We start from the raw sequence: 22,030 nt of genomic DNA, 5'->3' as shown, positions 1-22,030 counted from the left end.
AGGCGGTAATGGGACACACCTTCGAGCAGGAAAACTTGAGCAGCGGCAAGCAGGTGACGCTGGTCAGCTGGGAGGACGAATCGCCGACCCAGCACGGCCCGAAACTGCAGAAAAAGCCGTGGAAGGATTCCGACACCCGTTCCAGCGTCGGCTTCTACGACTCCACCGTCGAGTACATGCGCAACGACTGGGCCGCCAAGCACATGACGCCACAGGGGTTCGAGACTCCGAAGGGCAACGTGATGCTGTATCACAACAAGAGCAGCAACACCTGGCATTCCACCGACGCGCTGGACATCGACCACGTCAAGCCGTGGAAGGAACACTTCGACGCTCTGGGCGTGAAGACCCACGCCGACGCCCACAAGGCCTACAACGACGTCAGCAATCTGCGCATGCTGCCGGCGGTGGTGAACCGCGCGCGCGACAGCGCCGACAACGTCTACAACACCTACGGCGCGGACTCGCCGCAATGGAAGCAATGGGTGAGCGAGCGCTTCGGCTTCGACGCCAAGGCCGACCATCCGTCCTTCGACGACAGCACCGATCTGGCGCGCCGCACCAAGACCACGATGGAGAAGGGCTGGGAGCCGGACGACGGCCGCAAGGGCCTGAGCTTCGACGCGGCGGTGGTCGGCAAGTGGTACGAGTCGCAGCTGCAGAAGCAATACGCGTGCACGGTCGAGGCCACCCACCCGACCAGCGGCGCCAAGCAGGAGGTGCACCTGTTCCGTTGCGCCGCGTCCGGCCAACTGTGCACGCGCGACGCCCTGGACATCGATCACGAGCTACCGTTCGAGATCCTGGCCAAGGCGATGATGAAGCACACCCAGGACGGCACCGCCACCAAGGCCAACGCCCTGGACGCCTACAACGAGACCAGCAACCTGCGTCTGGTCGGTCGCAGCGTCAACAGCTCGCACGAGTTCGAACTCAACGAGCAGATGGAGTTCCGCGACAAGGAGAAGCCCGAGCGCCGCAACGAGTTCAAGGGCTGGCTGGTCGACGACGGCGGCCAGCTCAGCGACTCGATGCGTCAGCAGATCCGCGAGCTGGCGCGCACCTACGAACCGGGCCGCCCCATCTTGCTCAAGGACGCCGATCATCCCGACAATCGCTTTTACACCCTGGCCATGAACGGGCTGTCGAAGACCGATATCGGTCAGAAGATGAGCGGCCCGGAGCGCGAGAACGCCGCCGGCGCGCTCGCGGTGGTGGCCAAGGGCGCGAACCTGAGCTCGATCGACGTGATCACGCGCAATCATGACGGCAGCACGCTGTTCGCGGTTCAGGGCGACATCAAGGGCGCGCATACCTACGGCATGGTCGCTACGTCGGTGGCGGTCAATTACTCGATGGCCCAGGCCACCCAGGACATGGCCAAGCTGACCGCGACCCAGCAGAACCAGCAGCAGACCACGGTCAAACACATGAGCCAGTAACGGCGCTGCGTCGCCGTCAAGGAACCCAACCATGCCTTTCGAAGACGTCACCCTGCAAAGCGGACAGCACGTGACCCTGGTCAGCTGGGGCGACATGACGCCGACCCAGCACGGCGCCCGGCTGCAGACCACGCCCTGGACCGCCCAGGACACGCGCGAATCCTTGGCCTTCTACGACTCCACGATCGAGTACATGCGCAACGAGTGGGCGTTCAAGAACATGCACGCGCAGCTGGTGGAGACGCCGCAGGGGCGGGTCGCGCTGTTCCACAACGCCAGCACCGACACCTGGCACAGCACCGACGCGCTGGACATCGATCACGTCACGCCCTGGAAGCAGCACTGCATCAACAAGGGGGTCGACAATCAGGCCGACGCCAACATCGCCTACAACGATGTGGGCAATCTGCGCATGCTGCCGGCGGTGGTGAACCGCGCCCGCGACAGCGCCGATCTGGTTTACAACACGCACGGAGCGAACTCGCCGCAATGGCAGAAGTGGGTCGACGAACGCCTCGGCTTCGACCCCAGCGTCCAGCACCCCGGCTTCGACGAGGACCGCGACCTGGCGCGTCGCCACAAGACCACCATGGAAACGCCGTGGTCGGCCGACGAGGGCCGCAAGGGCCTGAGCTTCGACGCCCGCGTCGCCGGCAAGTGGTACGAGGCGCAGCTGGAACAGGCCTATGCGACCACGGTGCAGGTCAAGAGCCCGACCACCGGCAAGATCAGCGACGTGCATCTGTTCAAGTGCGACGCTTCCGGCCAGCTGCTCACCCGCGATGCCCTGGACATCGATCACCGGGTGCCGTTCGAGATCCTGTCCAAGGAGATGATGAAGTACGCGCCGGACGGCGGCATCACCAAGGCCCATGCGGCGGACGCCTACAACGAAACCAGCAACCTGCGATTGGTCGGCCGCAGCGCCAACAGCGGTCACGAGTGGGAACTGGATCGGCACGGCCAGTACCGCGACAAGGTCGAGATCAAGCCCATGCCCGGCGACTACCGTGAGGATCAGCTGACGCTGTCCAGCGGCATGCGCGACCAGATCCGCGCCGCGGTGCAGCAGACCTACGGCGGCATCGGCAGCATGCACGAAGGCGGCTTCGGCGGGCAGCCGTTCGGCGCGCCGCAGCAGCCACAGGCGATCCTGCTCAACGACCAGCGCCATCCCGATCATCCGCTGTTCAACAACGCGCTGCAGTGCGTGCAGGCCGAGTACAAGGCGCTGGGGCCGCAGCAGCAGGAAGTGTTGGCCTCGTCGGTGGCGCTGTTCGCCAAGCAGAATCACATGCCCGAGATCTCGCGGGTGGTGAGCCACGAAGGCAGTCTGTATGCGGTGCGCGATCACGGGTTCAGCGGCGCGCGCGACGTGGTCCACCATCCCGAGCAGAACCTGCTCAACCGCACCCTGCAGCAGAACAGCCAGGAGATCGCCACCCTGGCCACGCCGACCCAGCAGGGCTGGCAGCAGGGCCAGCAGCAGAACCGCGGTCTGGTCCAGTAATCCGCGCCGCGACAGCGCCTGCGTCTAGCCGTTCACGGCTGGGCGCAGGCCGCTTGCGCCAGGACGAAATCCGGCTAACCGCGTTCGGCGCGCTTCATCCAATCCCGTAGACGCAACGCATCGGGATCGAGATGACAACCAGTAAACGCAGCACGCATGCCTGGGCATGCGCTGGATGGGTATTGCCTATGGCGTTCGCCGGCGGCGCGCAGGCGGCCATCGTGATCGACGGAAACGTCGACGAGGCCGAGTGGCAGCAGGCGCGCACGTACGAGGATTTCAAGGTCACCGAGCCCTACCGCTTGGAAGCGCCTCCGGCGGGCGCGGGCACCGTGGCGCGCTTGCTGTCCACGCCCGACGGCATCGCGGTGGCGTTCGAACTGGAGCAGTCCAGCGCCTTCGCGCGGGTCAGGCCGCGCCTGCAGCGCGACCAGCAGCGCGCCGCCGACCGCGTCAACCTCAGCATCGATTTCGACGGCGACGGCCGCAGCGCCTACAGCTTCAGCGTCGATCGCGCCGGCTCGGTGCAGGACGGCGTGATCGCCAACGAAAACGTGCTGAACCTGGACTGGGACACCGACTGGTCCTGGGCGGTCAGCGAGACCGAGCGCGGTTGGCAGGCCGAGCTGCTGATCCCGTGGTCGGTGGCGACCATGCGCGGCGCCGATGCCGCCACGCGCAAGGTCAAGGTCTATTTCAGCCGCGTCCTGGGCAGCAACGGCGAACGCCAGGCCACGCCGGCGGTGGCGACCTCGCGCGGGCGTTTCGTGTCCGACTTCGCGCCGATCGAAATCGCCCAGTACCGCAAGCCCTTGCTGCATTTCTGGCCTTACCTCACCGCCCATCATGACCTGATCGACGGCCGCACCCGCTACAACGCCGGCGTCGACGTGTTCTGGAAGCCCTCGCCGACCTTCCAGCTCAGCGCCACGATCCATCCGGATTTCGGCCAGGTCGAGTCCGACGACCTGGTGATCAACTTCGACGCGGTGGAGACCTTCTACAGCGACCGCCGCCCGTTCTTCACCGAGAACCAGAGCATCTTCGACCTGACCACGCCCGACTCGGGGCGTCTGATCCACACCCGCCGCATCGGCGGCGACGCCGACGACGGCTCCGGCGCCAGCGACATCGACGCCGCGCTCAAGCTCAACGGTTCCGTGGGCGCGCTGGGCTACGGTCTGCTCGCGGCCAGCGAGGACGGCGAGGCCGGGCGCGACTACTACGCCGCGCGCCTGCAATACCCGCTGCGGCCCGGCCTCAATCTGGGCTGGCTGGGCAGCCTGGTGCGGCGGCCGTATCGCCAGCGCGAGGCCCAGGTGCAGGCCGTGGACCTGAGCTGGAAGCCCAACGAGCGTCTGATCGTCAACGCCCAGGCCCTGGCCAGTTTCATCGACCAGGCCGGGCGCCGCAGCGACGACAGCGGCGCCTGGCTGCGCATCAACTGGACGCCGTCGGACCGCTGGCGCTACGAACTGGAGGCGACCCATTTCGGCGGCCGCCTGGACTTCAACGACCTCGGCTTCCAACGCCGCGCCAGCCTCAACGAACTCGAACTCACCGGCGTCTATCTGCACCGCGTGCAGGATCCGACCGCGCGGCTGGGCAGCACGCGCTGGTCGGCCGAACTGCAGGCGCGCAGCAACGACCGCGGCGATCGCCTGCCTACCTACCTGCTGTTGGGCAGCAGCCTCAATTTCCGCAGCGGCGACCTGATCACTCTGGAGGCCAGCCTGGTCAGCGCCGGTTGGGAGGACCTGATCTCGCGCGGCCACGGGCTGTGGCGGCGCTCGGGCCGATACGATGCGGAGATCGGCTACACCAGCCGCCGCTACGGCGACTGGTCGCTGGGCGCTTCGATCGGGCTGTCGCCGCGCGGATTGAGCGCGCACCCGACCCGGGAACTGGTGCTCAGCGCCAACTGGTACCCCAACGACGCCTTCAATGCCTCCTTCGAGTTCGGCCCGGACCGCGGCGAGGACTGGCTGATCTGGGAAGGCGGCCGCGACTTCGGCCGTTACGCGCGCCGCGGCGACTTCGCCAGCCTGGGCCTGAGCTGGTTCCCGGGCCAGCGCCACGAACTGCGCCTGAAATCGGAATGGGTGGCGGTGCGCGGCAGCCAGGGCCAGCGCTACCAGCTGCAGCCCTCGGGCCGGATGGCCGCGACCGGCCTGACGCGCCCGGACTTCGACGTCAACAATTTCGGCCTGCAGCTGCGCTACCGCTATCTGTTGGGCCCGCAGTCGGACGTGTTCCTGGCCTATTCGCGCGGCGGCTACCGGAGCCAGGAGCGCGACGGCATCGGCGGCGGCGCGCTGTTCGACGACGCCCTGGGGCTGCGCGACGCCGACCAGGTGCTGGCCAAGATCCGCTACCGGTTCTAGGCCGGGGCGCGGTGCCCGCAAATCCGGGCTAACCGATCGCGGGGTGGGTGCATCCTAGTGGGATGGACGGCGGCGACCCACCCTTGGACAGCGCAGCGCAATCGGCGGTGGCACGCGCACGCGCCGGCGACGAGCGCGCGTTCCGTGGGCTGGTGGACGCGCATGCGCGGCCGCTGTTCCAGTTGTGCTTCCGCATCACCCGCGACGCGGCCCTGGCCGAGGACGCGGTCCAGGAGACCTTCTACAAGGCCTGGCGCGGGCTGGCCGGTTACGACGGGCGCGCGGCGTTCTCGACCTGGCTGCACCGGATCGCGGTGAACGCGGCGCTGGAGCAACTGCGCCGCGATGCCCGTCATCGCCAGGACGCCCCCGCCGCCCATCCGGAGGACGAGGAGGGCGCGGATTTCCTGGCCGCGCTGCCCGACGACGCGCCGGATCCGGAGGCGCGCGCCTCCGGCGTGCAGATCGGCCTGCGCATCGACCGCCAGATGCAGCGCCTGAGTCCGTCCGAGCGCGCCGCTTTCGTCCTACGTCATTGGGAAGGCGAACCGCTGGAGCGGATCGCCGAGACCCTGGGTATGAACACCGGCCAATGCAAGCAGGCCATCTTCCGCGCGGTGCGCAAATTGCGCGACGCACTGGAAACCTTGAGGTAAGCCATGTCCATCCGCGACGACGACCTGATCCTGTACCACTATCGCGACGGCCTCGCGCCGGAGCGTCTGCGCGAGATCGCGTCCGCGCTGGCCGCCTCGCCCGAACTCGCCGCGCGTTATCAGCGCCTGCGCCAACTGTTGGCCGCGGCCGACGCCGACGCGCTGCCGCCCTACGATCCGGACCTGGAGGCGCGCCTGTGGCAGCGCCTGCAGCCGCGCCTGGCCGAGACGGCGGCACCGACGGTCGCGTCGCTGCCGCCCTCGAGCGCGCGCGCGCACGCGCGGCCGCGCCGCCGCTTGCGCGCCTGGGGCGCCGGCCTGGCCGCGAGCGCCGCGCTGGCGCTGGCGGTGTATCTGCCTTACGCGCGCCGCGACCCGGCCCCGCCCGCGCCGATCGCGGTCCAGCCCGCCGCGCCCGCCGCCGCGCCGGTGCGCACGCCGGAGAGCGCGGGCCAGGACCGCGCCGACCGCGTGCTCGACGCCTACGTGGCCGGCCATCTGCGCAGCACCGAGGGCCTGTTGCTGAGCGTGGTCAACAACGAGAGCGGGGCGCTGGCGCCGATGGACCCGGACTATGTGCGCGATCTGGTCGACGACAACCGCCTCTACGCCGCCGCCGCGGCCGAGCGCGGCGACCGCGCGCTGGCCGGCTTCCTGCATTCGCTGGAGCCGACCCTGATCGAACTGGCTAACCGAACGCCCGCCGCGGGCGTCGAACAAGAAAACGCGCTGCGCGACTACGTCGACGGCAGCGATCTGGTGTTCCAGGTGCGCGCGGTCGAAGCGCGTTTGCAACAGCGCAGCGGCGCGGCCGCCACGCAGGAAGGAGCGACGACATGATCCGCTACACCCCATTGCGTCCGTGCCTGACGGCGCTGGCCCTGGCGACCCTGCTGTTCGCCGCGCCCCTGGCGGCGGCGCCGCTGGATCCGGGCGGCGAGATGAACGCGTTGTACTGGCAGGGCCACAGCGCCCTGGGCGCGGGCGACTGGCGCGGCGCGCAGCTGCGGTTCGCCGATCTGGAGCGACGCCTGCGCCAGAACGAACCCGACGCGGTCGACGCGGCGATCTACTGGCAGGCCTATGCGCTGATGCGCGCCGGCCGCGACGACGAAGCGACCGCGCTGGTCAAGCGCCTGCGCGGCGAGTTCCCGCGCAGCCGCTGGAACCGCGACGCCGCCCAGCTGCTGCACGGCCGCAACCAGGCGCCGGTGGTCGAGGGCGACGATTCGCTGACCTCGCTGCTGCAGCAGCCGCCCGCGCAGGCGATTCCGAAACTGGTGGCCCTGCTCAACGGCAACGGCGCGCCGCGATTGAAGCAGCGCGCGCTGTTCCTGCTCAGCCAGATGGACGACGCCGGCGCGCTGGCGCAGGTGGCGGTGGTCGCGCGCGGCAACGATCCGCTGCTGTCCGAGCGCGCGGTGCGCATGCTGGCGGTGGCCAATGCCGGCGACGAGCTGCGTCAGGTCTATGCCGCCGTGCCGCAGCTGGATCGCAAGCTGCTGGTGCTCAAGGCCATGGGCGTGGCAGGCAGTTACCAGGACCTGGCCGAGGTCGCGCGCCGCAATCCGAACGTGAGCCTGCGCCGCGGCGCGCTGCAGGCGCTGGGTGTGGCCGGGCAGAGCGAGGTGCTGGCCGAGGTCGCCAACAGTTCCACCGATTCCGGGACCCGGATCGCGGCGATCCAGGCCCTGGGCACCGCCAATGCCACCCGCGATCTGCTCGCGCTGTATCCGAGCGTGCGCAGCGCGCCGCTGCTGCGCCAGGAAGTGCTCAAGAGCCTGCTGGTCGCGTCCAACGAGGGCGTGGTGATGAAGCTCTATCACCAGGCCGCCACGCCCGACGAACAACGCGCGGTGCAACGCGTGCTGCTCGACGCCGGCTACGACCCCAACCGCCCGCGCCGCTGAGCGCGACGTCACCGGAGTTGCCACGATGCGTATCCGATATCCGATTCGTGCCGCGCTGTATGCGGCCCTGGTCCTGGGCCTGCTGGCCTCGATGCTGGTCAAACCGGCCAGCGCCGCCTCCGAGGAAGGCGCCGCCCTGGTCGAGGCGGTCAGGGCCGGTCGCATCGACGCCGTGCGCCATCTGGTCGCGCGCGGCGCCGACATCGACGCGGCCGTGCCCGGCGAGGGCAGCGCCCTGATCGAAGCCGCGCGCCGGCGCGATCCGGCCCTGGTCGCCGAGCTGCTGCGCCTGGGCGCTCGCGTCGACCTCAGCGTGCGCGGCGACGGCAATGCCCTGATCGCGGCCGCCGCGCAGCGCGACAACCTGGCAGTGCTGCGGCGCCTGGTCGAGGCCGGCGCCGATGTGGACGCCATCGTCGAGGACGACGAAACCCCGCTGATCAACGCCGCGCGCAGCGGCGACCTGCGCTCGGTGAGCTATCTGGTCGAGCGCGGCGCGGACGTCAACCTGGGCGTGTCGGTGCGCGCGCATGCCGGCGCGGCGCTGGTGTGGCGTTCGCCCTTGAATCAGACGCGCGCGAACGACGTGCGCCGCTATCTGATCGAGCGCGGCGCGCGCCGCTGATCAGGCGTCCGGCGCGGGCGCGGCGCGCAGGCAGTCGGCGAGGAATTCGACCGTCGCGCGCACGCCCGGCAGCAGGCCGCGGCGATGCGGCATCACCAGGGTCGTGGTCACGCGGCCCGCGTTCCAGTCGGGCAGCACGCGCCGCAAGCGGCCGTCGCTCAGCGCTTCGCGGCAAAAACCTTCCGGCACGCAGGCGATGCCCAGGCCGGCGCAGGCCGCGCGCATCAGCGCCACCGACTCGTTCGCGCTCATGCGCGCGCGCGGCGCCACCTGCAATCGGCTGCCGTCGCGATGGTGCAGGGTCCACACGCTCGCGCCGGCGGCGGTAAGCACGCCGTCGTGATCGGCCAGCCGTACGGGCGCATCGGGCGCGCCGTGCGCATCCAGATAGGCCGGCGCGGCCACCAGCACGATGGTCTCCACCGCGAGCGCGCGCTGCACCAGGCCCGAGTCCGGCAACGGCGCGAAATGGCTGCGCAGGGCGATGTCGTAACCCTCCTGGACCAGGTCGACGAAGCGGTCGCTCACGTCCAGCTGCAGCTGCAGCTTGGGATGGCGCAGCGCCAGGCGCGGCAGATGCTCGGCCAGATACAGCTGCGCGGTCGGCACCGAGGCGGTGATGCGCACGCTGCCGCTGGGCTCGGCCACGCGCCGGCGCACGCTGGCCTCGGCGGCCTCGGTTTCGATCAGGGCGGCACGCGCGTGTTCGTAGAAGTCGCGACCGACTTCGGTGAGGCTGAAGCTGCGTGAGGTGCGGTGGATCAGGCGCGCCTGCAGGCCGGCTTCGAGCTCGGCCACGCGCTTGCTGACGGTGGACTTGGGCACGCCCAGGCGGCGCCCGGCGGCGGCGAAACCGCCGTCCTCGACCGCGGCGGCGAACAGGACCAAATCATTGAGGTTGAGCATAGGAATGTCCACATATGTAGACGATTAGTCCACGAAACCTAGTCTACTCAGCCTAAGTCCACGTCCATAGTCTTTCTCCAGGACCAAACCGGCCCAACACCCACCCTGGAGATCCTTATGCAAGCACACCCCATCCTCTATTACGGCGTCCCCTCGGGCTGCTCCTTCGGCTCCATCGTCGCCCTGGAATGGCTGGGCCAGCCCTATGCGCTCAGCCGCATCGAGATGCCCGAGATCGTGACCGGCGCCGAGTTCCGCCGCATCAACCCGGTCGGCGAGACCCCGGCCCTGATGGACGCGCAAGGCCAGACCTTGGCCGAGAGCATGGCGATCCTCAATCACATCGCCGCGCGCGGCATCGATCGCGGCCTGGGTTACCTCCAAGGTAGTCGCGATTTCGACCGCCTCAACCGCATGCTGGCCTTCCTCAACACGAGTTTCTTCAATGCCTTCGCACCGCTGTGGTACGTGCTGGAACACGAAGTGTCGGCCGCGGAAAAAGCGGCCTTGGTGAAATACGGCCGCGCCAAGGTCGAGAAGGCGCACGCCGAGCTGGAGGCCATGATCGGCGACGGTCCCTGGCTGCTGGGCGCGCAGCGCACGGTCGCCGACGCCTACTTCATCGGCATCGCGCGTTGGACGAAGTACCACGACGTCGTCGACCGCCGCGACTATCCCAAGCTGCAGCGTCTGTACGACGCACTGGAAGCGGATCCGGCGGTGGCGTTCGCGCATGCGATCGAGGCGCAGACGCCGGCCGTGAGCAGCGGCGGCTTCCGTGGCGAGATCGCGCTGGCGCAGACGCTGCCGCGGCTCGCGCAGGCCGCCTGAAGCTCGCCGCCGCGGCGGCATAGTGCGGCGCCGGTCACAGCGGCCGGCGCCGCCAGGCAAGTCATGCGTTATGCGATGCGGCGCGGATGACATTCGTCAATTACGCAGGCGCGGTCGCGATGCGAAGCTGGGTCACAAGCCGGTGTGGTCTCCATCGGCGCAGGCGACGGAGGGCAGGATGAACTCGAACAGACGCGCCCTGGTGCTGGGCGCCAGCGGCGGGATCGGCGGCGAAGTCGCGGTGCGCCTGGTCCAGCGCGGCTGGGAAGTGCACGCCCTGCAGCACCGCAGCCGCATGGCCGGGCGCCGCGGCAACGGCATCTACTGGTGGCGCGGCGACGCCATGCAGCGCGACGACGTGATGCAGGCCGCCAAGGGCGCCTCGCTGATCGTGCATGCGGTCAATCCTTCGGTGTTCCAGGACGGCGATGCGCAGTCGTTGAGCATGCTGCAGCACAGCCTGGACGCCGCCGTCGCCGGCCGCGCGCGCCTGCTGTTGCCGGGCAGCGCCAGCAACTACGCGCCCTCGGCGGCGGTGGCGGAAGACGCGTCGCAGCAGCCGCAGACGCGGCGCGGCGCGCTGCGGGTCGAGATGGAGCGGCGCGTCGGCGATGCGGTCGCGCAGGGCGCGCGCGCCTTGATCGTGCGCAGCGGCGACCACTTCGGACCGCATGCCGGTCACAGCTGGTTCGCCCAGGCCATGGTCGAAGCCGGCCGCGCGGTGGGCAGCGTGCGCTACCCCGGCCGCGTCGGCATCGGCCATCAATGGTGCTATCTGCCCGACCTGGCCGAGACCATGCTGCGCCTGGTCGAGCAGGAAGAGCGCCTGGACGCTTACGAGCGCTTCCATGTCGGCGGGCATTGGGATGCCGACGGCACCGCCATGACCGCGGCGATCGCGCGCGCGCTGGGGCGCGCCGAGCTGCGCGTGAAGCGCTTCCCATGGGCGCTGCTGCGCATGAGCTCGCCGCTGCTGCCGATGTTCCGCGACATCGCCGAACAGCGTCGGCTGTGGATGGAGCCGGTGCGGCTGGACAACCGCCGCCTGCTCGCCTTCCTCGGCGAGGAACCGCGTACCGATCTGGACACCGCCGTGCGCGAGACCTTGTACGGCATGGGCTGCCTGGACGCGGCGCCGCCGGCGCCATCCGCACCCGCGCGCGCGACGCTCGTGCCCGAGCCGCCGCCGCTCGATCTTGCCCTGCTGGAGCGCAAGCTACTCGAACGCGCGCTGCAAGACCATGCCGCGCAGATGCGCGGCGAGGAACTGGCGATCGCGGCCTGAGCACGAGGCCACGCGCGCTGCACAGTGCGCATGCGGCGGGTCGGGTAGAGTGTCGACGCTCGGCCTCGTCGGCGGATCCCGCGCCTGCGTCGCCGCCCCGATCCTGACGGAGTCGCCATGCCCTCGACCGCGCAAGCGCCCGACCGCGCGTCCGCAGCAGCCATCGTTTCCATCGTCGGCCTGACCAAGGCCTATGCCGGCGGTTTCCAGGCCCTCAAGGGCGTGGACCTGGCGATCCGCCAGGGCGAGATCTTCGCCTTGCTGGGCCCCAACGGCGCCGGCAAGACCACCCTGATCAGCATCGTCTGCGGCATCGTCAATGCCAGCTCGGGCACGGTGCACGTCGACGGCCACGACATCGTGCGCGACTTCCGCGCCGCGCGCGCCAAGATCGGCCTGGTGCCGCAGGAGCTGTCCACCGACGCCTTCGAAAGCGTGTGGGACACGGTCAAGTTCAGCCGCGGTCTGTTCGGCAAACCGCCCAATCCGCAGCATCTGGAAAAGGTGCTGCGCGACCTGTCGCTGTGGGACAAGAAGGACGCCAAGATCATGGCCCTGTCCGGCGGCATGAAGCGCCGTGTGCTGATCGCCAAGGCGCTGTCGCACGAGCCCAAGGTGCTGTTCCTGGACGAGCCCACCGCCGGCGTCGACGTAGAGCTGCGCCGCGACATGTGGAACATGGTGTCGGCGCTGCGCGCCAGCGGCGTGACCGTGATCCTGACCACGCACTACATCGAAGAGGCCGAGGAAATGGCCGACCGCATCGGCGTGATCAACCATGGCGAGATCGTGCTGGTCGAGGACAAGGTCGCGCTGATGCGCAAGCTCGGCAAGAAGCAGCTCACCCTGCATCTGCAGACTCCGCTGCAGCAGCTGCCGCCGGCCCTGGCCGGGCTGGCGCTGGAGCTGTCGGCCGACGGCAACGAGTTGGTCTACACCTTCGACGCCCAGGCCGAGGAGACCGGGATCGCCGCGCTGCTGCGCTGCCTGGGCGAACACGGCATCGACTTCAAGGACCTGCAGACCACGCAGAGCTCGCTGGAGGAGATCTTCGTCAGCCTGGTGCGCTCGAACGCGCGCGGAGCGACGGCATGAACGTCCACGCGATCCGCGCCATCTACTACTTCGAGATGCACCGCACCTGGCGCACCCTGATGCAGAGCATCGCTTCGCCGGTGCTGTCAACCTCGCTGTACTTCATCGTGTTCGGCTCGGCGATCGGCTCGCGCATGGTCGCCATCGACGGCATCAGCTACGGCGCCTACATCGTGCCGGGCCTGATCATGCTGGCGCTGCTGACCGAGAGCATCTCCAACGCCTCCTTCGGCATCTACATGCCCAAGTTCACCGGCACCATCTTCGAGATCCTGTCGGCGCCGATCTCCTTCGTCGAGGTGGTGCTCGGCTACGTCGGCGCGGCCGCGACCAAGTCGGTGATCCTGGGCGCGATCATGCTGGCCACGGCGCGCGTGTTCGTGCCGTTCGAGATCGCGCATCCGTTCTGGATGCTCGGTTTCCTGGTCCTGACCGCGGTCAGCTTCAGCCTGTTCGGCTTCATCATCGGGGTGTGGGCGGACGGCTTCGAGAAGCTGCAGATCGTGCCGATGATGATCGTGACCCCGCTGGCCTTCCTCGGCGGCAGTTTCTATTCGATCCACATGCTGCCGCCGCTGTGGCAGAAGCTGTCGCTGTTCAACCCGGTGGTCTACCTGGTCAGCGGTTTCCGCTGGAGCTTCTACGGCGTGTCCGACGTCAGCATCGCGGTCAGCGTGGGCATGACCATGGCCTTCCTGCTGCTGTGCCTGCTGACGATCTGGCTGATCTTCCGCACCGGCTACAAGCTCAAGTCCTAGCCGGCTCAGGGCCGCTCGCCGCGGCCTTGCGCCTTGGCGTTGGCGATCACCGCATGCACCAGGTCGCGATCGCGATGGCGCGAGATCGCGACCGCGCCCAGGGCGATCGCGCGTTCGCGCATCGCCGTATCGACGTCGTAATGGGCGCCGCTGGCCTTGTTCTGGAACGCGCGCCGCGGAATCCCCAGGCGCTGCGCGAAGGCGTGCAGCTCGTCCAGGGTGTCGGCCATCAGGTGGGCCCAGCGCGCGCCGCGCCAGGGCCAGACGGCATCGTCGACGTAGACGGTCATGCGCGATCCGATGGGGGAGGGCCCCAGTATCCGCCAAGCGGCGGCGTCACTGCGCCAGTTCGACGCGGTCGCGGCCGGCGGCCTTGGCCCGGTACAGGGCGTTGTCGGCCTTGCGGATCCAGGACCCGGCGTCGGGCGTGCTCGGCCCGGCTTCGGCCGCGCCGATGCTGATCGAGCAGCGCAGGCCCTGCGCGAACAGGCGTTCGCGCACGCGCTCCAACGCGCGCTCGGCCACGTGCCGGGCCTCGCTGAGGTCCGAGCCGGGCAGCACCACGGCGAACTCGTCGCCGCCGTAACGACCGGCGGTGTCGGTCTCGCGCAGGCAGTGCTGCAGCAGCGCGGCGAATTCCTCGATCACCTGGTCGCCGACGGTATGACCCTGGCTGTCGTTGATCTGCTTGAAATGGTCGATGTCGATCATCATCAAGGTGGCCGGGCGCTGGGTGCGCTGATGGCGCGCGAGCTCGCCGCGCACCACTTCCAGCCAGTGCCGGCGATTGGCCAGGCCGGAGGCGAAATCCACCACCGCGACCTCGCGCAGCAGCTTGTTCTGCAGGCGCACCTTGTGGCCCAGCTCCCAGGTCGCGATGCCGATGGTGAGCGGGTAGGCGATCAGCAGCGGCAGCGAGCCCAGGATCTCCATCTGCCCGCTGTGCGGCGCGAACGCGAAACCGTTCAAGGCCGCCACGATCGCGCAGGTGGCCATCATCCACAGCAGCGCGCGCGAGGCGAAGCGCGGGCCGCCGACGCTGAGCTTGTCCATGGTCAGCATCACCGCCAGCAGCACCGAGGGCAGCAGGTTGAACTGCATCAGCGCGATCCAGACCCCGCCCATGGCCGAGTCCACGGTCAGGTTGCGGAACTCGGTGCGGTCGGGGTGGGCGTTGCGGCGCGACAGCCAATAGGCCAGGTGCGGCCAGACCAGGCCGTTGAACGCGAGCAGCGCCCACACCGCCGCCGGCGCGTCGGTGGCGTACAGGCCCGAGCCCACGCACAGCATGCCCAGGCCCAGGCCGATGCTGCGCATGCGATGGATGCGGCGGATGAAACGCAGGTGCGACTGCGTCAGGTCGGCGGCGAGTTGGGTGGACGGCATTGCGACAGCCTGTGGCTTGGACCAGTGTCTCGAACCAGGGTCGGGCGATGTCGTGGGGGATGCGGCTCGTCCTGTGCGGATTGTCTCAGATCGTCGTGCAGGCGATGTCGACACGGCCGCGCCGCGGCCCCCGCAGGCACGGTCGAACCGGCATGCCGATCGTGGCGTGAAGGCGGGGCCGCACCGGGCCGGCAATGCCCGCCCTAGAATGGGGTACGCCCGATTGCGACGACCGTCATGCAGATTTCCGCCCTCCATCACGTTGCGCTGATCTGTTCGGACTACGCGCGCTCCAAACACTTCTACACCCAGGTGCTGGGGCTGCGGGTGATCGCCGAGGCCTACCGGGCCGCGCGCGACTCCTACAAGCTCGATCTGGCCCTGCCCGACGGCAGCCAGCTGGAGCTGTTCTCGTTCCCCGATCCGCCGCCGCGGCCGTCGTATCCGGAGGCGCGCGGCCTGCGCCACCTGGCCTTCGAGGTGGTCGACATCGAGGCCGCGGTGAGCGCCCTGCAGGGCCATGGCGTGACGGTGGAACCGGTGCGGGTGGACGAATACACCGGCCGCCGCTACACCTTCTTCGCCGATCCCGACGCGCTGCCGCTGGAGCTGTACGAGCGCGCGCCCGACTGAGCGCGCCTTCAGTCGCGCGCGATCGCGTGGCCTTCGGCCGCCCAGGCCGCGAAACCGCCGGCGAGCGGCCGCACGCGCTTGTAGCCGCGGCGCTTGAGTTCCTGCGCCAGCACCGCCGCCGAGGCCTCGTTGGGGCAGTCGCAGTACACGATGACCTCGTCGGCCGGGATCAGCGGCGCGTCGGACAGGGTGGCGACGAAGATCGCGCCCGGGATCCAGCCGGATTCGGCGCGGCTCTCGGCGCGGCGGATGTCGAGGATGGTCGGGCCGTTGCCGTCCTCGATCATGCGGTAGAGCTCGCCGACCGTGATCCGGGCCATGCGCAACTGGCGCAGGAACCACTGCCGGCGCACCCACTTGTAGGCCACGAAGGCCGCGATCAGCGCCAGCAACACCGGCAGCGCGTAGTGGCCCAGCGCTTCCAGACGTTCGAGCACGTCGTTGACCGCGCGATGGAACACCGCGCCCACCGCCACCGCCACGCTGGCCCATAGCAGCGCGCCGATCGCGTCGAACAGCAGGAAGCGGCGCGTGCTGGTGCCGGTGTCGCCGGCCAGGGTGGTCGCGACCGCGGCGAAGCCGGGCACGAACTTGGCCACGATCAGCGAAGGCGCGCCCCAGCGCGCGTACACCCCGCGCGTCATCAGCACGCAGGAATCCGGCGACAGCGATAGCCGGCACATCAGCCGCAGCAGGGCGTTGCCGAAACGGCGCCCGCCCAGGAACCACAGCCAGTCGGCGATCACCGCCGCGGCCGAGGCGACCAGCACGATCGCCAACAGACTCTCGCCGCGGTCCACCGCGACCGCGGCGGTGACGATGATCGGCGGGTAGGCCGGTACCGGCACCCCGCCCTGATCCAGCAGCACGGCGACGAAGACCACGAGCAGGCCGTAGCTTTCGATCAGGTGCAGCAGCATGTCCATCGGGGTCCCGGGCGGCAGGCCACGCGGGCCAGAGCGGCAGTGTCCGCGCAGCCCCGGCGCCGCGCAATCGGCGCCGGGAAGAAGCAGCGTTGCGCGGCTGGCACGCCGCGCCGACGGGCCTGTGGCGCCCGCGCTTACAGCCGCGCGGCGTTGGCCAGGGCGCGCACCTCGTCGAAACGCCAGTCGCACAGCAGACGGCCGTTCTCCCACACCGTGACCATGGCGTCGTCGTAGCCGGCCGGCCGCGCCAGGTCCTCCAGCGTCGCCGCCTCGGCCGGCACCGGCACGGTCTTGAAGTGGCCGTACTCGCGATGGCGCAGCAGGGTCATGCGGCCGCGCTTGCTGGCCTTGCCCTTGTCGGTGACCGGGTCCTTGTAGACGTCGATCCATTCGCCGTTCACGCGCGCGGCCGAGCACTTGAGCGCGAACTTCTGGGTGTCGCGGTCCAGGCGCTGCAGCAGGGCGCCGCCCATGCCGAAGGCGAGGTTGTCGGTGGCGTAGCCGTAGCTGGTCGCGCGCTCCAGGATCGCGCGGATGCTGGTCGGGTTGATGCCGTCGCCCTGGATCACGCGCACGTGGTTGAGCACCTTGTAGCCCTTGCCGTTGACGGTGTGGCCGAAGGCCTCGTCCAGCAGGCTCAGGCATTGGTGGACCACGTCGACCGGGTCGCCGGAGTCGGGGCGTATCACCACGGTCGCGCCGGAGGCGATGACCTCCTCGCGCAGGGTCTGGCCCCAGTGCTCGCGGATCGCGTGGAAGATGTCGTAGCTGTCGGAGACTACCGCCACGATCGCGCCGGGCTTGGCGAACTGGCGCAGCATGTTGCGGTAGGCGTCGACCTCGTGCTCGCGGCCCCAACTGGTGATGGTGCTGTGCTCGGCGGCCGGGATCGAATAGCCGGCCATGGCCTCGTGGTAGTAGGCGCGCGCCGCGAGCAGGCCGGCGACGGTGTCGGTGCCCATGAAGTTGACCAGGTGGGCGACGCCGCCCAGCGCGGCGGACTCGGCGCTGGATACGCCGCGCGCGCCGAAGTCGTGCAGCTTGAACGGCAGCTGGCCTTCGGGATCGTCGCTGGTGCGCTCCAGGAACTGGCGGATGGTCTGCTTGGCGTGCCAGCTGATCGTGGCCACGGTCACCGGGTACCACAGGCGCAGCAGCAGGGTCTCGACGTAAGAAGGCACCCAATAGGCCTGGGGATCGGTGGATTCGATTGTGACCAGAGCCTGGTGGGTCGGCACCACCGTGCCTTCGGGTACCGCGCGGATGCGCAGCGGCAGCAGACCGCCGTGGTGGTCGACGATGTAGCGCCAGCCGGCTTCGTTGAAGGGCTCGCCGTGCGCGGCGTAAAGATCGCGCGCTTCGTCGATGTCGGCGTGGCTGATCGGCTTGCCCAGGTATTCCTTGAGGATGGCCTGCAGGCCGAAGAACACGGTGCGGTCGTAGACGCCGCCGCGCGATTCGACATAGAAGAAGGTGGCGTCGGTACCGGGCGGGTATTGCAGCCAGTGACTGGCCTTATAGCTGTCGGTGTTGAGCAGCAGGTTGTTCAGGCATTGCATGACGGGAAGCTCCTTCGCGTCGGGATGGCCGGCGGTCTGTCCGCCGGTGGGTGCGGCCGGCGGTTCAACCGCGGCCGAGGAAGAACTCGAGAATGTGCAGGTGGTCTTCGAACAGCTGCGGGCCCATCTCCAGGGCCACGCTGACCGGGATCCAGCGCGCCTTGTCGGCGTCGTCGCCGCCGCGCACGTCGGGCAGCTCGCCGCTGGGGAAGTCGAAATGGAAGGCGTGGGTGATGGTGCGCCCGCGCTGGCTGCGCTCGGGATGGTCGAACACGTGCTGATGACGGATCGATCCCTTCAGCACCGGCAGCGGAATCTTCAGCCGGGTCTCTTCGCGCAGCTCGCGCAAACAGGCGTCGAGCAGGCTTTCGTCCTGGCCGACGAAGCCGCCGGGCAGCGCCCACAGGCCCTTGCCGGGTTCGGCGCGGCGCCGCACCAGCAGCACGTGGCCGGAGTGCACCACCACCGCGTCGGTGGTGACGAAGGTGGGCGGGTAGGGGGCGTCGGCCCAGGCCGCGCGGTAGGTGTCGATGAACTGGTGCTCGGCGACCAGTTGCTTGAACGCCGGCGAGTTCTTGCGGAAGGCCTCGAGCATGTCGAACACCGGGCCGGGCACGTTGGCGCGGATCAGCATCAGGCCGCCGTGGCTGTCGAGCTGGTTGGCTTCGTACAGATAGCGGCGCAGCTCGGTGGCCGAGAGGGTGGCGGTGTGCTGCACGTCGACCAGCGGCCACTGCGGAAACTCGCGCAGGTAGTAGCTGGAGGCGTCCTTGTCCTGGCCGATCAGGCCCACGCGCGCCTGTGCGTCGCCGCCGTCCTGGGCGATCGCCTCGGCGACCGCGCGCTGCACGCCGGCGATCCAGCGGCTTTCGTTGTACAAGCGGTCGCGCAGCGGCCGTACGATCAGGCGTTCGCTGGCGTCGCTCAGGGCGGATTGAATCATCACCGCGCGCTCGGCCACGGTGAACGGGTTCTTGGTGGTGCGCGGGGTATCGGCCGAGCCGACCAGGAAGATGACCTTGCGGGCCTTGCTCAGGGCGAGGCGGGCGACGGCGGCGTGACCGTTGTGGAACGGTTCGAAACGCCCGATGAAAACCAGGTAGTCGTAATCCATGAGGCTCCCTCACGGTTGATGGGCAGCCCCGGGTCTGTCCCTGGGCTTGGCGATCATGCTACGCCGATCGCCCAGTGCCGACAACGCGATCGCGTCGCCGATTTGCGACCTGGCGCCGGTTCCGCCGGTCGCGCCTACGCCTGATCCTCACACGCGCCGTCGCAAGATCGCGCATGGGGCGAATGCCGACGCGAATGAACGCGCGGCGGCGGCCCTCCGCTCGGCGGGAGAAAGCACGTGCAATTGCGAGGCGCCCAGCAGACGTTGTTGATCACGCTGTATGCCAAGGCCCTGGACAACCGTTCGGCGCAGCCGTTGCTGCACGACGAACTGGCCGACGAGATCGTGCGCAGGATCGACTACGACTTCGGCCGCTTTCCGCTCAATCCAGGCCAGATCGCCGGCATCGCGCTGCGCGCCAAGGTGCTGGACGACTGGGCGCGCGAATGGCTGGCGCAGCACCCCGACACCATCGTGCTGCACCTGGGCTGCGGCCTGGACACGCGCGTGTTCCGGATCAACCCGCCCGCCGATCTGGACTGGATCGACATCGACTATCCCGAGGTGATCCAACTGCGCCGCGAGTTGCTGCCCGAACGCTACGGCAGCTACCGCATGCTGGCGGTGGACGCGTCCGACCCGGACTGGCTGGCGCCGATCGCGGGCGGGCGCCCGGCGCTGGTGATCAGCGAGGGCTTGTTCCCCTACCTGGGCGAGGCCGACGCGCGCGACCTGGTCAAGCGGGTGATCGATCGTTTCCCGCGCGGCGAATGGCTGTGCGACATCTACAGCCGCTTCGCCCTGCGCCTGCTGCGGCGCTCGTGGGTCGCGCGCAGCACCGGCGCGCGCTTCGGCGACTGGGGCTTCGACGATCCGCGGCAGATGGAGGACTGGCACCCGCGCCTGAGCTTCGTCGACGAACCGCGTTTGGGCGAACGTCCCGAAGTGCAGGGGCTGCCCGCGCGCCAGCGCTGGCTGTATCGCGCCTACGATCGCTGGAACTGGCTGCGCCGACTCGGGCGGATGGCGCGCTACCGGTTCTGAGGCGCGCCACGCGCCGCTTCGGATCGCCTTGCGCTTACTTCGCCGCGCGCGACGCCGGCGGCGCCTTGCGGAACGGAATCGCCAGGCGGTTCCAGGCGTTGATCGCGATCACCGCGTAGTTGAGCGCGCCCAGGCCCTGCTCGCCGAACGCGGCCAGCGCGCGTGCGTACACCGCGTCGGCGACCGGCGCGTCGGCCACGCGGGTGACCGCCTCGGTCCAGGCCAGGGCGGCGCGCTCGCGTTCGTTGAAGGGGCCTTCGTCCCAGACCCGCAGCAACTGCAGGCGCTCGGCGGTTTCGCCGTGGGCCAGGGCTTCGCGCGTGTGCAGCCACAGGCAGTAGGCGCAGCCGTTGATCTGCGAGGCGCGCACGTTGATCAGATCGATCAGGGTGGCTTCCAGGCCGCTGCTTTCGACCGCGGTGTGCAGGGCGCCCAAGGCCTGGAGGCCGCTGGGCAGTAGGGTATTGGTATCGAGGCGTTGCGACATATGCGTGCTCCGGTAGGGAAGGGCGGCGCCCGTGCCGGGCGTCTGCGGAGCAGGTTAGGATGTTCATCGGTGAAATACATTCCGATACGAATGCAAGCGGTGATTGCATGAATGAACAACGTCTGTCCTGGGACGACTACCGTTTCATCCTCGCCGTCGGCCGCGCCGGTTCGCTCAACGGCGCGTCCAAACGCCTGGGCGTGAGCCACCCCACGGTGTTCCGGCGCATCAACGAGATCGAGCGCAAGCTCGGCGCGCGCCTGTTCGAACGCGCGCGCGAAGGCTATGCGGCGACCGTTACCGGCGAGGAGGTGATCGCGGTCGCGGCCGAGATCGAGCAGCGCATCGAGGCCACCGAGCGTCGGCTGTCGGGCCTGGACGCGCGCCCGGCCGGGAGCCTGCGCGTGACCACGGCCGAGGCGCTGCTGAGCGGCCTGATGCCGCCGTTGCTGGCGCGCTTCCGTCAGGCCTATCCGCGCATCGTGCTGGAGCTGACCGCCGACAACGCCACCCGCGACCTGAGCCGGCGCGAAGCCGACGTGGCGGTGCGGCCGGGCGGGCAACCGCCGGACAGTCTGATCGGGCGCAAGATCGCGACCATCGCCGCGGCGGTGTACCGGCCGCGCAAATTCAAACTGCGCGCGGGCGCGGACCTGGGCGAGCAGGACTGGGTGGTGCCGGACGACAGCCTGTCGCATATCGCGATGGCGCAGTGGGGGATCAAGCGCGGTTATCACGAGACCGCGGTGCTGCGCAGCAACAGCCTGCTCGCGCTGCGCGACGCGGCCGCGGCGGGGATAGGCATGGCGGTGCTGCCCTGCCATCTGTGCGACGGCGACGCGCGCCTGGTGCGGGTCGGCGATCCGATACCGGAACTGCGTTCGGACCTGTGGCTGCTGACCCATCCGGACCTGCGCCGCACGGCGCGGGTCAAGGTGTTCCTGGACGCGATGCGCGCGGGCTTCGCGGAATTGCAGCCGCGCCTGGACGGTCTGCCCGCGCGCCGGGGGTAGGAAAAATCCTACAAACGATCGAGCGCTCGGATGACGTTATCTGCCTCACAAAAAGCGCACATTGATCACGTCCCCGACAGCACGGCCTTAGGCACCGGCAGGACGCCGCGCCACGGAGACGGACGCCGAGACAGGAACTGTCGGAGCTGGGCCGGGGACGCCTCATTCAGAGCAAGGAAGCGCCATGTTTCGCGTCGAACTGAAGCTGCGTGACGGCAACGACGGCAAGGCCCTGACCACCGCGATCGCGGAACTGGCGCAGGATTACCTTAGCCCCGAAGCCGCGCTGGAAGCGGTGCTGCCGCTGGCGCAGCGCTACGCGGAACAATCGCGCAATGGACTGTGGTTGCGCATCTACGACGCGCGCTCGCAGGCTGTGTTCGGCACGCTGGTCCCCTAGGCCCGCGTGAAGCCCGTGCCGCCCGGAACGTTGGACGAGCGCTCCGGGCGGCGCGGGCGCCTCTCA

22 protein-coding genes are annotated in these 22,030 nt (G+C 69.3%); 15 read left to right on the top strand and 7 right to left on the bottom strand.

The window, feature by feature from the left end:
* Positions 1-8: 8 nt before the first annotated feature.
* The 7 genes from BMZ45_RS05925 to BMZ45_RS05895 all read left to right on the top strand — a co-directional run bounded on the left by BMZ45_RS05925 (position 9) and on the right by BMZ45_RS05895 (position 8,527).
* Positions 9-1,442: an XVIPCD domain-containing protein gene (locus tag BMZ45_RS05925; protein ID WP_091633545.1), complete on the top strand. Its 1,434-nt coding sequence runs from the start codon at positions 9-11 to the stop codon at positions 1,440-1,442.
* A gap of 31 nt (positions 1,443-1,473) precedes the next feature.
* Positions 1,474-2,952 carry an XVIPCD domain-containing protein gene (locus BMZ45_RS05920; protein ID WP_091633543.1) on the top strand — a complete coding sequence of 493 codons (1,479 nt, stop codon included), beginning with the start codon at positions 1,474-1,476 and terminating at the stop codon, positions 2,950-2,952.
* A 188-nt stretch (positions 2,953-3,140) separates the two neighbouring features.
* Positions 3,141-5,336 carry a DUF5916 domain-containing protein gene (locus tag BMZ45_RS05915; RefSeq protein ID WP_091633540.1) on the top strand — a complete coding sequence of 732 codons (2,196 nt, stop codon included), beginning with the start codon at positions 3,141-3,143 and terminating at the stop codon, positions 5,334-5,336.
* A 107-nt stretch (positions 5,337-5,443) separates the two neighbouring features.
* Complete coding sequence (locus BMZ45_RS05910) at positions 5,444-5,992, top strand: RNA polymerase sigma factor (protein ID WP_175488942.1); 549 nt, start codon at positions 5,444-5,446, stop codon at positions 5,990-5,992.
* 3 nt (positions 5,993-5,995) lie between these two features.
* On the top strand, positions 5,996-6,832 hold the full coding sequence (locus tag BMZ45_RS05905; RefSeq protein WP_091633533.1) for a hypothetical protein: 837 nt from the start codon (positions 5,996-5,998) through the stop codon (positions 6,830-6,832).
* Complete coding sequence (locus tag BMZ45_RS05900) at positions 6,829-7,902, top strand: tetratricopeptide repeat protein (RefSeq protein WP_139215406.1); 1,074 nt, start codon at positions 6,829-6,831, stop codon at positions 7,900-7,902. The genes BMZ45_RS05905 and BMZ45_RS05900 overlap by 4 nt, the downstream gene beginning before the upstream one ends.
* 25 nt (positions 7,903-7,927) lie before the next feature.
* Positions 7,928-8,527: an ankyrin repeat domain-containing protein gene (locus BMZ45_RS05895; protein WP_091633528.1), complete on the top strand. Its 600-nt coding sequence runs from the start codon at positions 7,928-7,930 to the stop codon at positions 8,525-8,527.
* Here the strand turns inward: BMZ45_RS05895 and BMZ45_RS05890 are convergent, their stop codons facing one another.
* Positions 8,528-9,433 (bottom strand): LysR substrate-binding domain-containing protein, encoded by a 906-nt coding sequence (locus tag BMZ45_RS05890; protein WP_091633526.1) that lies wholly within the window; start codon positions 9,431-9,433, stop codon positions 8,528-8,530.
* Positions 9,434-9,550: 117 nt separating this feature from the next.
* On the opposite strand from BMZ45_RS05890, the gene BMZ45_RS05885 reads away from it, so the two are divergent.
* The 4 genes from BMZ45_RS05885 to BMZ45_RS05870 all read left to right on the top strand — a co-directional run bounded on the left by BMZ45_RS05885 (position 9,551) and on the right by BMZ45_RS05870 (position 13,402).
* Positions 9,551-10,264, top strand: coding sequence for a glutathione S-transferase family protein (locus BMZ45_RS05885; protein WP_091633523.1), 714 nt, complete (start codon positions 9,551-9,553; stop codon positions 10,262-10,264).
* Between the two features lie 178 nt (positions 10,265-10,442).
* The gene (locus BMZ45_RS05880) at positions 10,443-11,549 is read left to right on the top strand and encodes an NAD-dependent epimerase/dehydratase family protein (protein ID WP_091633520.1); all 1,107 of its coding nucleotides are present in this window, start codon (positions 10,443-10,445) and stop codon (positions 11,547-11,549) included.
* 117 nt (positions 11,550-11,666) lie between these two features.
* Positions 11,667-12,644: an ABC transporter ATP-binding protein gene (locus BMZ45_RS05875; protein WP_091633518.1), complete on the top strand. Its 978-nt coding sequence runs from the start codon at positions 11,667-11,669 to the stop codon at positions 12,642-12,644.
* Positions 12,641-13,402: an ABC transporter permease gene (locus BMZ45_RS05870; protein ID WP_091633515.1), complete on the top strand. Its 762-nt coding sequence runs from the start codon at positions 12,641-12,643 to the stop codon at positions 13,400-13,402. Before BMZ45_RS05875 ends, BMZ45_RS05870 begins: the two co-directional genes overlap by 4 nt.
* Before the next feature lie 5 nt (positions 13,403-13,407).
* Here the strand turns inward: BMZ45_RS05870 and BMZ45_RS05865 are convergent, their stop codons facing one another.
* Complete coding sequence (locus BMZ45_RS05865) at positions 13,408-13,692, bottom strand: DUF4031 domain-containing protein (RefSeq protein ID WP_091633513.1); 285 nt, start codon at positions 13,690-13,692, stop codon at positions 13,408-13,410.
* A 46-nt stretch (positions 13,693-13,738) separates the two neighbouring features.
* A complete protein-coding gene (locus BMZ45_RS05860; RefSeq protein WP_175488941.1) occupies positions 13,739-14,788 on the bottom strand; it encodes a diguanylate cyclase in 1,050 nt (349 codons plus the stop codon).
* A gap of 237 nt (positions 14,789-15,025) precedes the next feature.
* Here BMZ45_RS05860 and BMZ45_RS05855 point away from each other — a divergent pair, with 237 nt between their 5' ends.
* Entirely contained in the window at positions 15,026-15,421 is a 396-nt protein-coding gene (locus BMZ45_RS05855; RefSeq protein ID WP_091633507.1) for an SMU1112c/YaeR family gloxylase I-like metalloprotein, read from the top strand.
* Between the two features lie 8 nt (positions 15,422-15,429).
* Here the strand turns inward: BMZ45_RS05855 and BMZ45_RS05850 are convergent, their stop codons facing one another.
* From BMZ45_RS05850 to BMZ45_RS05840, 3 genes are all read right to left on the bottom strand, one after another.
* Positions 15,430-16,347, bottom strand: coding sequence for a rhodanese-like domain-containing protein (locus BMZ45_RS05850; RefSeq protein WP_091633506.1), 918 nt, complete (start codon positions 16,345-16,347; stop codon positions 15,430-15,432).
* Between the two features lie 134 nt (positions 16,348-16,481).
* Positions 16,482-17,906 (bottom strand): nicotinate phosphoribosyltransferase, encoded by a 1,425-nt coding sequence (locus BMZ45_RS05845; protein ID WP_091633503.1) that lies wholly within the window; start codon positions 17,904-17,906, stop codon positions 16,482-16,484.
* 64 nt (positions 17,907-17,970) lie between these two features.
* Positions 17,971-19,020, bottom strand: coding sequence for a bifunctional nicotinamide-nucleotide adenylyltransferase/Nudix hydroxylase (locus BMZ45_RS05840; RefSeq protein WP_091633501.1), 1,050 nt, complete (start codon positions 19,018-19,020; stop codon positions 17,971-17,973).
* A 237-nt stretch (positions 19,021-19,257) separates the two neighbouring features.
* On the opposite strand from BMZ45_RS05840, the gene BMZ45_RS05835 reads away from it, so the two are divergent.
* The gene (locus BMZ45_RS05835; RefSeq protein ID WP_091633500.1) at positions 19,258-20,064 is read left to right on the top strand and encodes a class I SAM-dependent methyltransferase; all 807 of its coding nucleotides are present in this window, start codon (positions 19,258-19,260) and stop codon (positions 20,062-20,064) included.
* Between the two features lie 34 nt (positions 20,065-20,098).
* Here BMZ45_RS05835 and BMZ45_RS05830 read toward each other — a convergent pair whose 3' ends face one another.
* Positions 20,099-20,551 carry a carboxymuconolactone decarboxylase family protein gene (locus BMZ45_RS05830; protein ID WP_091633497.1) on the bottom strand — a complete coding sequence of 151 codons (453 nt, stop codon included), beginning with the start codon at positions 20,549-20,551 and terminating at the stop codon, positions 20,099-20,101.
* Positions 20,552-20,658: 107 nt separating this feature from the next.
* Between BMZ45_RS05830 and BMZ45_RS05825 the strand changes: the two genes are divergently transcribed.
* Positions 20,659-21,564, top strand: coding sequence for a LysR family transcriptional regulator (locus BMZ45_RS05825; protein WP_175488940.1), 906 nt, complete (start codon positions 20,659-20,661; stop codon positions 21,562-21,564).
* 184 nt (positions 21,565-21,748) lie between these two features.
* A complete protein-coding gene (locus BMZ45_RS05820; protein ID WP_091633491.1) occupies positions 21,749-21,964 on the top strand; it encodes a hypothetical protein in 216 nt (71 codons plus the stop codon).
* Positions 21,965-22,030 lie beyond the last annotated feature (66 nt).

It is taken from the genome of Lysobacter sp. cf310 (assembly GCF_900114355.1).
Lineage (GTDB): Bacteria > Pseudomonadota > Gammaproteobacteria > Xanthomonadales > Xanthomonadaceae > Lysobacter.
This window is presented reverse-complemented; position numbering and strand designations above follow the sequence as displayed.

What these genes read in the sequence shown, in the direction of transcription:
- BMZ45_RS05865 (WP_091633513.1), bottom strand. Translation starts at nt 13,692, where the DNA reads ATGACCGTCTACGTCGACGATGCCGTCTGGCCCTGGCGCGGCGCGCGC.
- BMZ45_RS05905 (WP_091633533.1), top strand. Translation starts at nt 5,996, where the DNA reads ATGTCCATCCGCGACGACGACCTGATCCTGTACCACTATCGCGACGGC.
- BMZ45_RS05875 (WP_091633518.1), top strand. Translation starts at nt 11,667, where the DNA reads ATGCCCTCGACCGCGCAAGCGCCCGACCGCGCGTCCGCAGCAGCCATC.
- BMZ45_RS05890 (WP_091633526.1), bottom strand. Translation starts at nt 9,433, where the DNA reads ATGCTCAACCTCAATGATTTGGTCCTGTTCGCCGCCGCGGTCGAGGAC.
- BMZ45_RS05900 (WP_139215406.1), top strand. Translation starts at nt 6,829, where the DNA reads ATGATCCGCTACACCCCATTGCGTCCGTGCCTGACGGCGCTGGCCCTG.
- BMZ45_RS05820 (WP_091633491.1), top strand. Translation starts at nt 21,749, where the DNA reads ATGTTTCGCGTCGAACTGAAGCTGCGTGACGGCAACGACGGCAAGGCC.
- BMZ45_RS05855 (WP_091633507.1), top strand. Translation starts at nt 15,026, where the DNA reads ATGCAGATTTCCGCCCTCCATCACGTTGCGCTGATCTGTTCGGACTAC.
- BMZ45_RS05880 (WP_091633520.1), top strand. Translation starts at nt 10,443, where the DNA reads ATGAACTCGAACAGACGCGCCCTGGTGCTGGGCGCCAGCGGCGGGATC.
- BMZ45_RS05915 (WP_091633540.1), top strand. Translation starts at nt 3,141, where the DNA reads ATGGCGTTCGCCGGCGGCGCGCAGGCGGCCATCGTGATCGACGGAAAC.
- BMZ45_RS05850 (WP_091633506.1), bottom strand. Translation starts at nt 16,347, where the DNA reads ATGGACATGCTGCTGCACCTGATCGAAAGCTACGGCCTGCTCGTGGTC.
- BMZ45_RS05885 (WP_091633523.1), top strand. Translation starts at nt 9,551, where the DNA reads ATGCAAGCACACCCCATCCTCTATTACGGCGTCCCCTCGGGCTGCTCC.
- BMZ45_RS05845 (WP_091633503.1), bottom strand. Translation starts at nt 17,906, where the DNA reads ATGCAATGCCTGAACAACCTGCTGCTCAACACCGACAGCTATAAGGCC.
- BMZ45_RS05920 (WP_091633543.1), top strand. Translation starts at nt 1,474, where the DNA reads ATGCCTTTCGAAGACGTCACCCTGCAAAGCGGACAGCACGTGACCCTG.
- BMZ45_RS05895 (WP_091633528.1), top strand. Translation starts at nt 7,928, where the DNA reads ATGCGTATCCGATATCCGATTCGTGCCGCGCTGTATGCGGCCCTGGTC.
- BMZ45_RS05870 (WP_091633515.1), top strand. Translation starts at nt 12,641, where the DNA reads ATGAACGTCCACGCGATCCGCGCCATCTACTACTTCGAGATGCACCGC.
- BMZ45_RS05860 (WP_175488941.1), bottom strand. Translation starts at nt 14,788, where the DNA reads ATGCCGTCCACCCAACTCGCCGCCGACCTGACGCAGTCGCACCTGCGT.
- BMZ45_RS05830 (WP_091633497.1), bottom strand. Translation starts at nt 20,551, where the DNA reads ATGTCGCAACGCCTCGATACCAATACCCTACTGCCCAGCGGCCTCCAG.
- BMZ45_RS05840 (WP_091633501.1), bottom strand. Translation starts at nt 19,020, where the DNA reads ATGGATTACGACTACCTGGTTTTCATCGGGCGTTTCGAACCGTTCCAC.
- BMZ45_RS05825 (WP_175488940.1), top strand. Translation starts at nt 20,659, where the DNA reads ATGAATGAACAACGTCTGTCCTGGGACGACTACCGTTTCATCCTCGCC.
- BMZ45_RS05925 (WP_091633545.1), top strand. Translation starts at nt 9, where the DNA reads ATGGGACACACCTTCGAGCAGGAAAACTTGAGCAGCGGCAAGCAGGTG.